A 13,361-nucleotide genomic window follows, 5' to 3' on the forward strand; every position below is an offset into this window, starting at 1 on the left:
ATCACCGAGGAAGCAGGCGAGGTGCGGACCGTACTGGTCCGCATCGAGCCCGTGCCGCTCTCAACCAAGGAGCACTCATGACACGTTCGCACAAGCGCTGGCGTGACCTCTCCGACCGGCAACAGGCGGCGATTTTGACGCTGGTCTCCATAGAGCTGTCGCTCACTGCCACGGCGGCCGCAGACCTGTGGTGCAGGCCCGCTGGACAGGTCCGGGGACGTAAGGCGCTATGGTGGCCGTTGCTACTCGTCCAGCCCTTCGGCCCGATCGCCTACCTCACGCTGGGCCGCATCCCCTCGCCCCACTAGAGCCTGTCTGACAGCGGATCTTCTCCGTGATCCGGGCGTCTTCGGCCGCTTTGGCCTGGCAGGCGGGTTTCCGCTTGAGCCAGGCATGGTAGGCGTTGCGGCGGATGTTCAAGACCCTGCACAGCCACGCGATGCCGTAGCCGGCAACGGCGCATCAATGCTCTCAGCGCGGCGGCCCGGCGCAAGTCCGAGGCAAAGGTGCAGGCGGCCGAGGCGGCCATCAAGCGTCTGCTCAGGAAGGGCGCGCCGGTGACGTTTCAGGCTGTGCAGCGGGAGGCGGGGGTTTCTCATTCGTTTCTGTACGGCCACCAGGTTCTGCGGCGGCGTATCGAGCAACTTCGCCAGCGCTCCACACCGGTGCGGGCGGTCGTCGCGGATGAGTCCGATAAGGGTGGTACTGCGGACAATGTGGTTCTCGCTTTGACGGCGGAGATCACCCGGCTGAAAAGCGCTCATCGCCAGGAGGTGGCCGGGCTGCGTCAGGCGTTGGAGCGGGCGCACGGTGAGAACTTGATCCTGCGCCGGGAGTTGACGTATCGCGGCTGGAGCGGGTCGCCGCCGGCTGAGTAGGCGTTGAGATGATCATTTCTCTAACCATACAGAATCAACCTTCTGTATGGTTAGAGATGTTTTATGCTGGTAGGGCCTGTCTGGTGTGCCGTGCGGGTCTCTATCCGCCGAGTGCTCCCCGCCGCGGGAAAGCGGAGAACGGTGCGGTTTCCTCCCGGGTGCGCCATGGCGCCCGGAGTCCCTTTCCGTGCATGATCACCCTCTCTTGACCGTTTCGTCAAACAAGATCCACAAGCTGCCGGACCGTCAAAAATGATCAAGAGGTGGCGAGGTTCCGCCGGTGTGTGCAGCGCGGGACCGTCCCGTCAATGTTTAATGTCCTGTGATATGGAGAATTGTCGGGTAAATAGCGGTTTTGGCTAGGCCTGGGGTGGAGTCTCGTCGGGCTCTCAGGCCGCCTCGCGCAGCAGGAACATGGTGTAGGCGGCGATCGAGCCGCTGTCGGTGATGGCGCCGCATAGGATCATCCGCTCCAGTTCCGTTCGCGAGACCCACTCCTGGCGCATGTCCTGCTCGGTGTCCTCGCGGTCGGGGGTGCCCGCGGTCAGGCCGGTGGCGAGGAAGATGTCGAAGTGCTGGCCCGTTGTGCCGTGGGCGTTGTGCAGGCGGCCCAGGTGGGTCATCGAGGCGGCTCGCAGGCCGGTCTCCTGGGCCAGTTCGGTGCGCGCCGTGACCAGGGGTGAGGGGCTGTCCTTGACCCCGCCCTGGGGGAAGTTCCAGGTGCGCCGTCCCACCGGGTAGCGGTACTCCTCCACGAGGTGGAAACCGTCGTTCTCCATGGGCAGGACGAGGGCGAAGTCGAGCTGGTCCACCACGCCGTAGATGCCGTGGGAACCGTCGGGGCGTTCGATGCGGTCCTCGCGCACGCTCATCCAGGGGTTGGTGTAGACGACCGTCGAGTCGAGTGTGCGGATCGTCGGTCCGTGTACGTCGGTCATGGCGCGCAGCCTACTGGTGTCACGGCTCCCTTCGGGGCGCTGTGGCCTGGTCGGCGTCGCGCGGGTGGTGCGGGTCGAGGCCGGGTGGGGCGAACGGCAGGACGGAGGTCACCGCGGTGACCGGCAGCGGCCCGTAGATGTGCGGGAACGCCTCGGAGGAGTCGGCGGGCACTTCCATGCGCACGTCCAGCCCGCGCGGGTCGACGCTGAGCAGTACGAGGGGGGCGGTGACGTCGCTGTAGAAGCGCTCCACGACGCCGCGTAGCTGTTCGTGGCTCGCGCAGGCGTGGATGAAGCCCTCTTCGTCGAGGGTGCGGCCGATGGTGGAGACGCGGTACTCCCCCGTTCGCCGGGCGGCGTCCCAGTCGGAGGCCAGGGCCAGATGCAGGATGGTCATCGTAGACATGGTGCCCTCCGGGGCCCTGTCGTTCAACCGTGCCCTCTCGCGGGGGCCGGGTCGGGCGGAAGCGGTGGTCGTCAGCGCCGGGCGCGCCATTCCTGCTGCAGGATCGCGTAGTCGAGCTCGCTGGTCCATTCGCCCTTGACCATCTCGTTGTCCACCAGGTGTGCCTCGCGGCGCATGCCCAGTTTTTCCAGCACCCGGGCCGAGGCCTCGTTGCGGGCGTCCAGGCGTCCGATGATCCGGTGCAGGTCGAGGCCGTCGAAGCCCAGCTCCAGCAGGGCCAGGCCGGTCTCGGTGGCGTATCCCTTGCCGTGGTGGGCGGGGTGGAAGACGTAGCCGATCTCGCCGCTGCGGTGGGTGCGGCTGTGCCAGATCAGCATGCCGTCGCCGAGCAGTTCGCCGGTGGCGGCCAGTTCCACCGCCAGTGTCAGGATCTGGCCCTCCTCGAGCAACGCCGTCTGTGCGATCTTGGTTTGCAGTGCCTCGCCGGCCTGTTCCCGGTCGCGTGGTTCCCAGTACAGGTAGCGGGCCACCTGCGGGAGCGACTGGATGGCGTGCAGGGCGTCGAGGTCGGCCGGGGTGTAGGGGCGCAGGATCAGGCGGTCGGTTCGGATGGGGTAGGAGGGCTTCAGCATCAGGTCAGGGTAGGGCAGATGTTCCGCGGTGGGCGAGGCGTTATTTCCGGCCGGGTGTCAGTGGGGGCTGCCGGTCAGGTTGAGCACCACGACTCCGCCGATGATCAGAATGATGCCCGCGACCTTGGCCAGGCTGATCGTCTCGCCGAGGAACAGTACGCCGATCGCGGCGATGGCCGCGGTGCCGGCTCCGGCCCAGACCGCGTAGGCGGTGCCGACCTCCAGTTGTAGTTTCAGCGCCTGGGCCAGCAGGATGAAGGCGGCGGCGTAGCCGGCGACGACCAGGGTCGCCCAGCCCTTGTGTGCGAAGCCGTCGCTCAGTTTGAGGGCGGTGGTCGCCGCGATCTCGGCGATGATCGCCCCTGCCAGGATCAACCACGCCATGACCACTCCCCCAAAATCGGCACGAACGTATCATTTCATCCGATCAGGTGTTCCGGGGCCGCACCGGTTGCCCGGCGACGCCGTACCTGAGAAGGTCCGCCACTGCCTCGAGGGCGGATATCCGGTGCCCGCGCCGTGTCCGGATCCACTTGCGAGCGGTGTCGAAAGCGTGTTCCACTGAGCCGTATGCGATGGGACGCGCCTTCCCTGCTCGCCGCGCCGCCCGATGCCAGGCCGCGGATCGAGCGCTCCGCACTGGTCAGGGTTCACGGGGCGCTGACCTGCTACGAGGTGCAGGCGCGCACCGCGCTGGAGCGCACGCCCGAGGGGTGGAGCGTCAGCCCGTATCGGGGGTGTGCACAGGCCTGCCGCTACTGCTCGGTGCGCCGGGGACATCGTTACCTGGGGCTGGACGCCGGCGGCGACTTCGATTCGCGGATCGTGGTGCGTACCAACATCGTGCGGCGGCTGCGCGCGGAGCTGGCCTCGCGCTGGGACGGTGAGCATGTCACGGTGGGGGTGGGCGGTGACTGCTACCAGGGCGCCGAGGACATCTACCGGTTGATGCCCGGTCTGGTCACCGCGTTGCGTGAGGCCGGGGCGCCGTTCACCGTCCACACCAAGAGCCGGTTGATCCTGCGCGATGCCGATCTGCTGGCCGCCACTCCGGGCGCGGGGGTGGTCGTCTCGATCGCGTTCGTCGACGATCGGATCCGCCGCAGTGTGGAGCCCGGCGCCCACAGCGCGCAAAAGCGCCTGGAGCTGGTGGCCGAGCTGAACGAGCGGGGGGTGGCGTGCGGGGTGGCGATGGCGCCGATCCTGCCGCTGCTGACCGACTCCCCCGACCAGCTCGCGGCCACCGTGCGCCGGGTCGCCGACGCCGGGGCCGTCAGCCTCGTCCCGCACGTGCTGCGCCTGCCTCCCGGCGCCCGTGAGTGGTATCTGGCCTGGCTCGGCGAGCACCATCCGGCGCTGGTGGCCCGTTATGCCGAGCTGTACGCGAGGAGCGCCGACGCCGAGAGCGGCTATGTGCGCCGCGTCACCGACCAGGTCCTGCAACTGGCCACCCGCTATGGCATGGGCCCGGTGCGGCCCGAGCAGCCCCTGCCGCTGGCGCTGCCGCGCCAGGCCCAGCTCACCCTGCTCTAGCCTTGCTCCGGCGCGGCCGCCGTCGCCATCGCGGCCGAGTTCGCGGTGGCGACGGCGGGAGGGAGGGGTCAGGCCAGTGCGCTGCCCTTCTTCCACTGCGCGTACGGCATCTGCCAGAAGCCCCAGCCGTTGTTCCACTCCATCTCGCGGTCGGTGCCCCTGATGGTGATCACGTCGCCGCGCTGGACCTGGTCGTAGTACCACTTGGCCTGGTCGGGGCGGGAGTTGATGCAGCCGTGGCTGACGTTTCGGCGCCCCTGGGCCCAGACGTTGTTCAGCGCGTGCACGTACTCTCCGCTGTTGGAGAAGCGGACCGCGTGGTTGATCATCAGGTCGTAGTAGCCGGGGTCGCCCTTCTTGCGGCCGGGGGAGATCATGCGCTCGGGGTTGGCCTTGCCCATCGCCAGGTGGATGCCGCTGGTGGTGGTGTACTCGCGGGTGCTGGCGTTGCCCGCGCTGATCAGCATGGTCTGCACGACCTTGCCGTCGCGTTTGACGATCATCTTGTGCTTGCGGGTGTCGATCGTGGCGATCTGAGCCGCGCCGATCCGGATGACCTTGGTCATGTCCTTGACGCCGTACATGTCCTTGCCGCCCTGGACGCCTTTGAGGCGGGCGGTGAAGGTCACCTTCTGGTGGGGCTGCCAGAATTTCTCGGTCCGGTAGATCACGGTCGTGTCGTTGATCCAGCGCCACGCGCCCTGGACCGGTTTTTCCGCCTTGACCTCCAGGGCCTTCTCCACTCCGGCCTTGTTGGCGATCTGCTGGTTGAAGGTGACGATGATCGGCGCCCCCACGCCGACCTTCTCCCCCTTGATCGCCGGGGTCACGTCCGCCACCTCGAGCTCGTGCTCGGGCTTGAGGGTCCGGAAGGAGCTGCTGGCGGTCGTGCCGTCCACCGCGCGCGCCGAGACGGTGTAGTCGCTGGCGGGGATCATGGGGGTGGTGGAGATCCACTTGGTTCGTTTGGCGTCGAAGTCGCCCTCCAGTACCTGGCCGCCGCTTTCCACGGTGACCTGCTCCAGTGCCCCGCTGGAGGCGCTGACGACGACCCTCTTGTTGGGCCGTACGGTCTTGCTGCCCTTGGCGGGGCTGATCCTTATCTCCGGTGCCGCCGGAGCACTGGAGGCGTCGGCGCCTGAGCCGCCGCCTGAGCCGCCGCCCGAGCCAGCGGCGGGAGCCTTCGTGTCCGCCCCTGTAGAGCAGGCGGTGGCCAGCACCGCCGCGGTCGCCAGGGCCAGAGCGGCCAGTGGCGTCCTGTGGCGTTCCACGGTCAGCACAATTTCTCTCCCCCACTACAGCAAACTGCCCTTAAAACACTAATGGGAGATGCATGGTGACTGCACATGGTTGCGACCGATTTGATAACGTTTCGGTCTCTTCTTAAAGCCGGAAAAATGCCGACCGGGAGTCAGATGAGAGCGGCCGCGCAGAGCCGGGTACGGGGTGCGGAGAGGGATGTTTCGGCCGGTGCCGAAGCGTCCGGGGCCGATGATGGCTGGACGGGCGCGCCTGGAGCGCCGGAGAGCCCGGCCCGGCCCCGCCTGGACTGGACCGGGCGCTGCACCACCTGGCCGGCAGCGCCGGGGCCGTGCTCTGCGCGACCGCGCTAGGGCCGGCGCAGGCGGTGGGTGAGGCTGGTGTGGCGGCGCCCGGCGCCGCGGGTGCGCACAGCCTGGGCCAGCGCGCGGCGAGAGCCGACGATGACGACGAGCTTCTTGGCCCGGGTGATCGCGGTGTAGAGCAGGTTGCGCTGGAGCATCATCCACGCGCTGGTGGCCAGCGGGATCACCACCACCGGGTATTCGCTGCCCTGGGAGCGGTGGATCGACACCGCGTAGGCGTGGGCCAGCTCGTCCAGTTCGTCGAAGCCGTACTCGACGTTCTCGTCCTCGTCGGTCAGCACGGTCAGCTTGTGCTCGTCGGGTTTGATGTCGACGACCAGGCCCACGGTGCCGTTGAACACCCCGGCGGCACCCTTTTCGTAGTTGTTGCGTAGCTGGGTGACCTTGTCGCCGACCCGGAAGACCCGCCCGCCGTAGCGGCGCTCGGGCATGCCCTCGCGCGAGGGGGTCAGCGCCTCCTGCAGCGCGTGGTTGAGGTTGCCCGCCCCGGCCGCGCCCCGGTGCATCGGGGCCAGCACCTGCACGTCGCGGCGCGGGTTGAGGCCGAATTTGCGCGGGATGCGGTTGGTGACCACGTCCACGGTCAGTGCCGCGATCTCCTCGGGTTCCTCGCACGGGAACAGGAAGAAGTCGCTCATGCCCTCCAGTGCCGGGTGCAGGCCGGTGTTGACCCGGTGGGCGTTGACGACGACCCCCGACTCCTGTGCCTGGCGGAAGATGTGGGTCAGCCGTACCCGGGGGATCTCCTTCTCGGCGGCCAGCAGATCCCGCAGCACCTCGCCCGCGCCGACCGAGGGCAGCTGGTCGACGTCGCCCACGAAGAGCAGGTGCGTGCCCGGGGCGACGGCCTTGACCAGCTTGTTGGCCAGCAGCAGGTCCAGCATCGAGGCCTCGTCGACCACGACCAGGTCGGCGTCCAGGGGGTTGTCGCGGTCGAAGGTGGCGTCCCCGCCGGGGCGTAGCTGCAGCAGCCGGTGCACGGTGGTGGCCTCGTGGCCGGTCAGCTCCGCCAGGCGCTTGGCCGCCCTGCCGGTGGGAGCGGCCAAGATCACCTTGGCCTTCTTCGCCCGGGCCAGGGTGACGATGGAGCGCACGGTGAAGCTCTTGCCGCAGCCCGGGCCTCCGGTCAGCACCGCGACCTTGCGCGTCAGCGCCAGCCGCACCGCGTGGGCCTGTTCTTCGGCGAGGTCGGCGCCGGTCTGGGTGTGCAGCCATTTGAGCGCGATGTCCCAGTCGACCGAGCCGAAGACGCCCATCCGGTCGTGCTCGCAGGTCAGCAGGGTGCGCAAGGAGCCCGCCAGGGACAGTTCGGCGCGGTGGAAGGGCACCAGGTAGACCGCGGGGACGGTGCCGTCGCCGACCGGGACCTCCTCGGCGACCACGCCTTCTTCGGCGATGAGCTCCTGCAGGCACCGTGTGGTCAGCTCGGCGGCGACCTCCAGGATCTTCACGGCGTCGGCGACGAGGTTGGGCGCTGGAAGGTAGCAGTGGCCGTCGTCGGCGGCCTGGGACAGGGTGTAGCGCAGGCCCGCCTTGACGCGCTCGGGACTGTCGTGAGGGATGCCCACGGCCTGGGCGATGGTGTCGGCGGTCTTGAAACCGATGCCCCACACGTCGTCGGCCAGCCGGTAGGGCTCGCTTTTGACGACGGTGATGGAGTTGTCGCCGTACTGCTTGAAGATCCGGACCGCGATCGAGGTGGACACGCCGACACCCTGCAGGAAGATCATCACCTCTTTGATGATCTTCTGTTCCTCCCAGGCGACGCCGATCATCTTGGTTCGCTTGGGGCCGAGCCCGGGGACCTCGACCAGCCGCTCGGGGGTGGCCTCGATGACCTCAAGGGTGTCGACGCCGAAGTGCTCGACGATCCGCTCGGCCATCTTCGGCCCGATGCCCTTGATCAGCCCTGAGCCCAGATAGCGCCGGATGCCCTGCACGGTGGCGGGTAGCACGGTGGTGTAGGACCACACCTCGAACTGCTTGCCGTACTTGGGGTGGGAGGTCCAGCGTCCGGTCAGCCGCAGTGACTCGCCGGGCTGGGCCCCCAGCAGCGGCCCGACCACGGTCAGCAGGTCGCTGGAGCGGCCCGCGGCCACCCTGGCGATGGTGTAGCCGCTCTCCTCGTTGGCGTAGGTGATGCGTTCGAGCACGGCCTCCAGCACGGTGCCGGGAGTGGGTTGCGCCGGAGGGGTGTTCATGGCGGGTATTGTGCCGCAGCCGACCTCCTGCTCCAAGCCGGGGAGCGCCCGGCGGCGGGTGCGCGGGCCGGCTGATTTCAGGTTTGGCTTATATAAGTCCACACCGAGACGCTGTCGCCCGTACACGCGCTCCACGCTCCGGCCGCCCCGGGCTCCGCCGGTGACGCCCCTCGCCGGAGCGCCGGGCCCGGTGGGGGGTGCGCGACCACGCGGGACCGCCGGGTGCGAGGTTTCGCCGGTTTCGCCGGGCCTGGTAGGCGTGCGGGCAGGGTGGGTCGCAGACACGCCGGCCTCCCCGCCCCCCTTCGCGGGCCAGGGCGTCGCCGTGTGTGATGGAGTCTCTCCGATCCGTAACGGCTTTGCCGCCGAAGTCCGGGGGCACACGGCACCCGGCCGCGAAGGAGAGGCACATGCGAAGGACACTCACCGCCCTGATGATGGTGCTGGGCACGGCGGTGCCGGCCGGTGCCGCGGCGGCACCGGCCGGCGGGCGGCCCGGCATCGACGTCATCGGGCTGACCGGCGACCAGCGTCTGGTGGGCTTTGCGATCCGCTCCCCCGGCCGCACGCGCGACCTCGGCAGGATCCGCGGGCTCGACGGCGACACCCGGCTCGTGGGCATCGACTACCGCGTGCAGAACGGCAGGCTGTACGGCGTCGGAGACCTGGGCGGCGTCTACACGCTCAGCGGCCCGGCCAAGGCGGCCAAGGTCTCCCAGCTGACCGTGGCGCTGCGGGGCTACCATTTCGGCGTCGACTTCAGCCCCGCGGCCAACCGGCTGCGGGTGATCAGCGACACCGGGCAGAACCTGCGGCACAACCTCGACGACCCGGCGGGTAGCCCGGCCGCCGGGCAGACCGTGGCCGACCGTACGCTGACCGCCCCGCCCATCTCGCCGGCCGTCGTGGGAACGGTCGCGACCGGCCTGTCAGGTGCCGGATACACCAACAACGACCTCAGCCCGGACACCGCCACGACACTCTTCGCGGTGAACACCACCACCGGCCAGGTGAGCCTGCAGTCGCCCGCCGGCGCGGGCACCCTGGTACCGACCGGTGGCCTGCGCGTGGCCGCGACCGGCGCGGCGGGCTTCGACGTCCACAGCTCGCTGCGCGACGGTGTCACCGTCTCCAACAGTGCCTTCGCCACGCTGAGGGTCGCCGGCCGCTACGGGTTCTACGGCATCAACCTGCTCACCGGCGCCGTCAACTACGGCTACGGCGCCTTTCCCGCCAACCGCCAGGTCCTCGACATCGCCATCCGGCTCGACCGCGGCTGAGTTCGATCCCAGCGGCCGCGATCGCCTCGCCGGGCGGTGGCGACGGCCGGCGCCGAGGGGACAGCCGGCGCCGAGGGGGCGGCCACGGGGTTTCCGGGGCGGGGGCGCGGCGTGCCAGGCGGCTCCGCGTGATCTCGGGTCTTCCCAATCCCCGCACCTGCATGCGCCACCGCCACCACGTCTACTGGCGCTTCGACTTCGACGTGGAGGGCTCGGCCAACGACGTGATCGAGCAGTTCGACGACACCGGCTCGACCGAACCCCAGGCGGTGGCGATCGTGCGGGAGGGCGAGAGCGTCAGCGCCACCAACGTCGTCGTCTGGTACGCCGGGCACTTCCGGCACGAAGGGCGTCAACCCTGCTTCGGCCTGTGCCATCGCTGGTCGGCGAGGGACCACGCTCTCTCCCACTCGGCGTAGCGGTACCGGTTCAGCAGCAACCGGAGGCCGACCAGGAAGAGCAGCAGGATCATCGCGATCCACACCATCACTCCGATCGCGGTGAGCGCGGCGACCGTGACCGTCTCCAGGCGGCTGTGCGGGGGATCGGTGGGTGTGCCCGCGGCATCCAACCAGATCTCGGTGCGCAAGCCGACCGGCACCGCCGTGGGAAGCACGACCTGGCCGGTGCGCGGGGTCCCGTTCGCCGCCGTCCAGCGCACCGTGCGCGCCCGCTCGCCGAGGCCGGGCTGCGCCGGGCGGACCGTGTCCACGACCTCGGCGGCGACCAGCCGCCGGTGGGGGGCGGCGAGCTCGGCCCGCAGCCCGTCCTCGTAGGCCTGCCGGCCGAGCCCGGCCGCCGGCCACAGCCCGGCGGCGAAAAGCAGCAGGCTCATCAGCACGGCTGCTGTCTCTATCCGGTCCGAGCGCCTGCGCAAAGGGTTGCCGTCGAACCGGCGCAGGCGCAGGCGGCACCGGATCCGGTAGCCGAAGGAACTCATTGGGCCACCTCCCCCGTGGTGTTGCCTCCACTGTGTGGCGTGTGCACCCGGCGTACCAGGGTCCTTGGCTCGTTGCGGTCAGAGCCGAAAGTCCCTTTCCCCGGCGATAGCGGGCGCCGCCGGGCGGCCGGTCGAACAGCGTCACCCGCTTGATCGTCTCCGGCGACGGCTTCCGGGGCTGAGCGGCCCGGCGAAGCCGCGTCCCCCCGCTGACCGTGACGCACCGGGCGGGGCCGCCGGCGATGCTCTCCAGGATCGAGCGGCACTAACCTGGGGACACTTTTGTCGTGTCGGGGAGGAGCCATCTCATGTCGCCGGTTCTGGAGAGTACGGCTCGCGCGCTGCTGCGCAGGGTCGCGCTGGAGCAGTCCCAGGGGCGCCTGCCCTCGCTGACCGCCGCGGTGGTGCGCGACGGGGAGCCGGCCTGGTTCGGCGCGCGAGGCCGGGTGGAGGGGGCCGCCCCCACCCTCCTCACCCAGTACCGCATCGGCTCGATCACCAAGAGCCTGGTCGCGGTCGTGGTCATGCGCCTGCGCGACGAGGGGAAGGTGGAACTGCTCGACCCGGTCGCCAAGCACGTCCCCGGTCTCGGGGGCGGTGTCGGCGAGGTGACCGTCGCCCAGTTGCTGTCGCACACCTCCGGACTGAGCGCCGAGTCGCCGGGCCAGTGGTGGGAGCGGACCCCCGGCGTGCCGGCCAAGGATCTGGTCGCCGCGCTCGGACCCGACGCCGCCAAGCACCGTCCGGGGCGCCGCTACCACTACTCCAACCTGGGCTTCGCCCTGCTGGGCGAGCTGGTGGCCCGCCGGCGCGGCGTGAGCTGGGCGAGGGCCGTGGACGAGGAGATCCTGCGGCCGCTGGGCATGCGCGACACCACACCCCGGCCGCGCGCGCCGCACGCGTGCGGCTACGCCGTGCACCCCTGGGCGGACGTGCTACTGCCCGAGCCCGAGCACGACGCGGTCGCCATGGCCCCCGCCGGGCAGCTGTGGTCCACTCCCGCCGACCTTGCCCGGTGGGCGGCGTTCGTGGCCGGTGACACCGGCGGCGTGCTCGCCCCGGCCACCGTGGCGGAGATGCGCGAACCCGCGACCGTCGACGACGGCGACACCTGGACCGGCGGGTATGGTCTGGGCCTGCAGCTGGCCCGCGCGAACGGCCGTCGCCTGGCCGGTCACACCGGTTCCATGCCGGGATTCCTGGCCACGGTGTGGGCCGACCCGTCCGACAGGGTCGGCGTGCTGTTCATGGCCAACTCCACCTCGGGCGTCAGCCGCGGCCTGCTGACCGACCTGCTGGCGATCCTCGACCAGCACGAGCCGCGCCTGCCCCAGGAGTGGGTGCCCGTCGCCGACAGCGCGGGCCTGCTGGAGCTGACCGGTCCGTGGTACTGGGGGCCCAGCGCGTACCTGCTGCGGCTGCTGCCCGAAGGCGGTGTCTCCCTCAACCCGGTCGGCGGCGCCGGCCGGGCCTCCCGGTTCACCGCCCAGGCCGACGGGACCTGGCTGGGACTGGACGGCTACTACGCGGGTGAGACCCTGCGCGTGGTCCGCGGGCCCGACGGCTCGCCCAGCCACCTGGATCTGAACACCTTCGTGTTCACCCGTACCCCCTACGACCCGCGGGCGGAGGTGCCCGGCGGGGTGGACGAGGGCGGCTGGCGCGGCTGAGCGGCGAGCGCGGCGGCCTGGCCCGCGGGCTCGGCGTACAGGACCTCCACCCGGTGCGGCACCCGCGGTGCGGTCAAGGCCGGTGTCCACGGGAGGGTGCCGTGGGCGCCCGTGATTCACGGGGCTCCGGGTGATGCCGAGGGCTCCGGGAGCGTTACGGCGAGATCGAGGACAGTTCGAGGGCCTTCACGTCGTGGAAGGATGTCACACCGACTGGTAGAGGAACTCCAGTCCAAGCTGAGCGGCGAGCGCGGCGGCCTGGCCCGCGGGCTCGGCGTACAGGACCTCCACCCGGTGCGGCACCCGCGGTGCGGTCAAGGCCGGTGTCCACGGGAGGGTGCCGTGGGCGCCCGTGATTCACGGGGCTCCGGGTGATGCCGAGGGCTCCGGGAGCGTTACGGCGAGATCGAGGACAGTTCGAGGGCCTTCACGTCGTGGAAGGATGTCACACCGACTGGTAGAGGAACTCCAGTCCAAGAGGCGTGAGCCGGTGCCTGACGGTGTTTCCGCACCGCTCGCCGGCCACGAGCCCCGCGGCACGCGGGAGCGAGGCGTGCTCACTCGCCGAGGCCATCGAGATGTCCGAGGGTCCGCGCGATCTCCCCCGTCGTGCGGACGCTGTCTCTCAGCGTCCGCAACACCAGTGCGCGCGTGCGGCCGAACAGCCGCCGCAGCACCTCATCTGACCTGCAACTCCTTCACCGGCAGGAACTGCGTCGTCACCGTGCGGACGACCCCGGGGACCGCCACGCTGATGGAGGCGTACCTCAGGCGATCCTCCGCTTCCACCTGGACCAAGGACAGCGGCAACTACACCACCTACGCCGGCCCCGTCTACGTGTCGGCGCCCGGTGAGTGCGTCGACTGGGGCGGCACCATCGGCACGGCCACCCAGTTCCGCTACGACACCAACTGCGGCTGATCCGAACAAAGAACATTAAACGACCGGGAAAAGGAGAACAATGACGCCCGTCAAGAAGACCATCACCGCGGCCGCTTTCGTTGTCATCGCACTCACCGGTGCGCTCGCCACCGCGTCACCCGCGGCCGCGGAGACCTACGGAGGCGAGTGCGGATCCAGCTACAGCGGCGATTACTTCACCAGCTACGCGGGTCCGATCTACCTGGCCGCGGCGGACAGGTGTGTGGACTGGATGGGCCGCATCAGCGGCACCGAGGGTGGCAAGCGCGCAACGAACTGCGACTGACGCCCGTTCGCGGCAGTCCTGGGGTCGCCCTCTTGCCCGTCCGCGCCAGT

The 13,361-nt window shown here is 69.9% G+C and carries 16 protein-coding genes; 8 read left to right on the plus strand and 8 right to left on the minus strand.

The genetic code is table 11. The features are described 5' to 3' along the window. Nucleotides 1-77: 77 nt before the first annotated feature. Nucleotides 78-308 carry a hypothetical protein gene (locus OIE13_RS11925; protein WP_326640104.1) on the plus strand — a complete coding sequence of 77 codons (231 nt, stop codon included), beginning with the start codon at nt 78-80 and terminating at the stop codon, nt 306-308. 153 nt (nt 309-461) lie between these two features. Then, nucleotides 462-878: a DUF6262 family protein gene (locus tag OIE13_RS11930; protein WP_326647097.1), complete on the plus strand. Its 417-nt coding sequence runs from the start codon at nt 462-464 to the stop codon at nt 876-878. Nucleotides 879-1,267: 389 nt separating this feature from the next. On the opposite strand, the gene OIE13_RS11935 is transcribed toward OIE13_RS11930, so the two are convergent. The 4 genes from OIE13_RS11935 to OIE13_RS11950 all read right to left on the minus strand — a co-directional run bounded on the left by OIE13_RS11935 (nt 1,268) and on the right by OIE13_RS11950 (nt 3,238). Continuing rightward, nucleotides 1,268-1,816: an NUDIX hydrolase gene (locus OIE13_RS11935; RefSeq protein WP_326640102.1), complete on the minus strand. Its 549-nt coding sequence runs from the start codon at nt 1,814-1,816 to the stop codon at nt 1,268-1,270. Nucleotides 1,817-1,835: 19 nt separating this feature from the next. Continuing rightward, on the minus strand, nt 1,836-2,213 hold the full coding sequence (locus OIE13_RS11940) for a DUF952 domain-containing protein (protein ID WP_326640100.1): 378 nt from the start codon (nt 2,211-2,213) through the stop codon (nt 1,836-1,838). A gap of 80 nt (nt 2,214-2,293) precedes the next feature. Further along, entirely contained in the window at nt 2,294-2,854 is a 561-nt protein-coding gene (locus OIE13_RS11945) for a GNAT family N-acetyltransferase (RefSeq protein ID WP_326640098.1), read from the minus strand. Between the two features lie 57 nt (nt 2,855-2,911). Beyond that, nucleotides 2,912-3,238 (minus strand): DMT family transporter, encoded by a 327-nt coding sequence (locus tag OIE13_RS11950; RefSeq protein WP_326640095.1) that lies wholly within the window; start codon nt 3,236-3,238, stop codon nt 2,912-2,914. A 186-nt stretch (nt 3,239-3,424) separates the two neighbouring features. On the opposite strand from OIE13_RS11950, the gene OIE13_RS11955 reads away from it, so the two are divergent. Continuing rightward, the gene (locus tag OIE13_RS11955) at nt 3,425-4,387 is read left to right on the plus strand and encodes a radical SAM protein (RefSeq protein ID WP_326640093.1); all 963 of its coding nucleotides are present in this window, start codon (nt 3,425-3,427) and stop codon (nt 4,385-4,387) included. 68 nt (nt 4,388-4,455) lie between these two features. On the opposite strand, the gene OIE13_RS11960 is transcribed toward OIE13_RS11955, so the two are convergent. Together OIE13_RS11960 and recD2 are read right to left on the minus strand one after the other, a co-directional pair. Further along, nucleotides 4,456-5,667: a L,D-transpeptidase gene (locus OIE13_RS11960; RefSeq protein ID WP_326640091.1), complete on the minus strand. Its 1,212-nt coding sequence runs from the start codon at nt 5,665-5,667 to the stop codon at nt 4,456-4,458. A 329-nt stretch (nt 5,668-5,996) separates the two neighbouring features. Beyond that, nucleotides 5,997-8,213 carry an SF1B family DNA helicase RecD2 gene (gene recD2 / locus OIE13_RS11965; RefSeq protein ID WP_326640089.1) on the minus strand — a complete coding sequence of 739 codons (2,217 nt, stop codon included), beginning with the start codon at nt 8,211-8,213 and terminating at the stop codon, nt 5,997-5,999. A gap of 410 nt (nt 8,214-8,623) precedes the next feature. On the opposite strand from recD2, the gene OIE13_RS11970 reads away from it, so the two are divergent. After that, nucleotides 8,624-9,493, plus strand: a complete 870-nt coding sequence (locus tag OIE13_RS11970) for a DUF4394 domain-containing protein (protein ID WP_326640086.1) — start codon at nt 8,624-8,626, stop codon at nt 9,491-9,493. A gap of 128 nt (nt 9,494-9,621) precedes the next feature. After that, nucleotides 9,622-9,912: a hypothetical protein gene (locus tag OIE13_RS11975; RefSeq protein WP_326640085.1), complete on the plus strand. Its 291-nt coding sequence runs from the start codon at nt 9,622-9,624 to the stop codon at nt 9,910-9,912. Here OIE13_RS11975 and OIE13_RS11980 read toward each other — a convergent pair. Beyond that, complete coding sequence (locus OIE13_RS11980) at nt 9,846-10,433, minus strand: Rv1733c family protein (protein ID WP_326829992.1); 588 nt, start codon at nt 10,431-10,433, stop codon at nt 9,846-9,848. The genes OIE13_RS11975 and OIE13_RS11980 overlap by 67 nt on opposite strands. A 308-nt stretch (nt 10,434-10,741) precedes the next feature. Here OIE13_RS11980 and OIE13_RS11985 point away from each other — a divergent pair, with 308 nt between their 5' ends. Beyond that, nucleotides 10,742-12,103 carry a serine hydrolase domain-containing protein gene (locus tag OIE13_RS11985; protein ID WP_326640083.1) on the plus strand — a complete coding sequence of 454 codons (1,362 nt, stop codon included), beginning with the start codon at nt 10,742-10,744 and terminating at the stop codon, nt 12,101-12,103. A 445-nt stretch (nt 12,104-12,548) separates the two neighbouring features. Here the strand turns inward: OIE13_RS11985 and OIE13_RS11990 are convergent, their stop codons facing one another. Further along, a complete protein-coding gene (locus OIE13_RS11990; RefSeq protein WP_326640081.1) occupies nt 12,549-12,677 on the minus strand; it encodes a hypothetical protein in 129 nt (42 codons plus the stop codon). Nucleotides 12,678-12,827: 150 nt separating this feature from the next. On the opposite strand from OIE13_RS11990, the gene OIE13_RS11995 reads away from it, so the two are divergent. Together OIE13_RS11995 and OIE13_RS12000 are read left to right on the plus strand one after the other, a co-directional pair. Continuing rightward, on the plus strand, nt 12,828-13,025 hold the full coding sequence (locus OIE13_RS11995) for a hypothetical protein (RefSeq protein ID WP_326640079.1): 198 nt from the start codon (nt 12,828-12,830) through the stop codon (nt 13,023-13,025). A gap of 40 nt (nt 13,026-13,065) precedes the next feature. Continuing rightward, nucleotides 13,066-13,311 carry a hypothetical protein gene (locus OIE13_RS12000; RefSeq protein ID WP_326640077.1) on the plus strand — a complete coding sequence of 82 codons (246 nt, stop codon included), beginning with the start codon at nt 13,066-13,068 and terminating at the stop codon, nt 13,309-13,311. The last annotated feature ends 50 nt before the right edge of the window (nt 13,312-13,361 follow it).

It is taken from the genome of Streptosporangium sp. NBC_01810, from assembly GCF_035917355.1.
Classification (GTDB): Bacteria; Actinomycetota; Actinomycetes; order Streptosporangiales; family Streptosporangiaceae; genus Streptosporangium.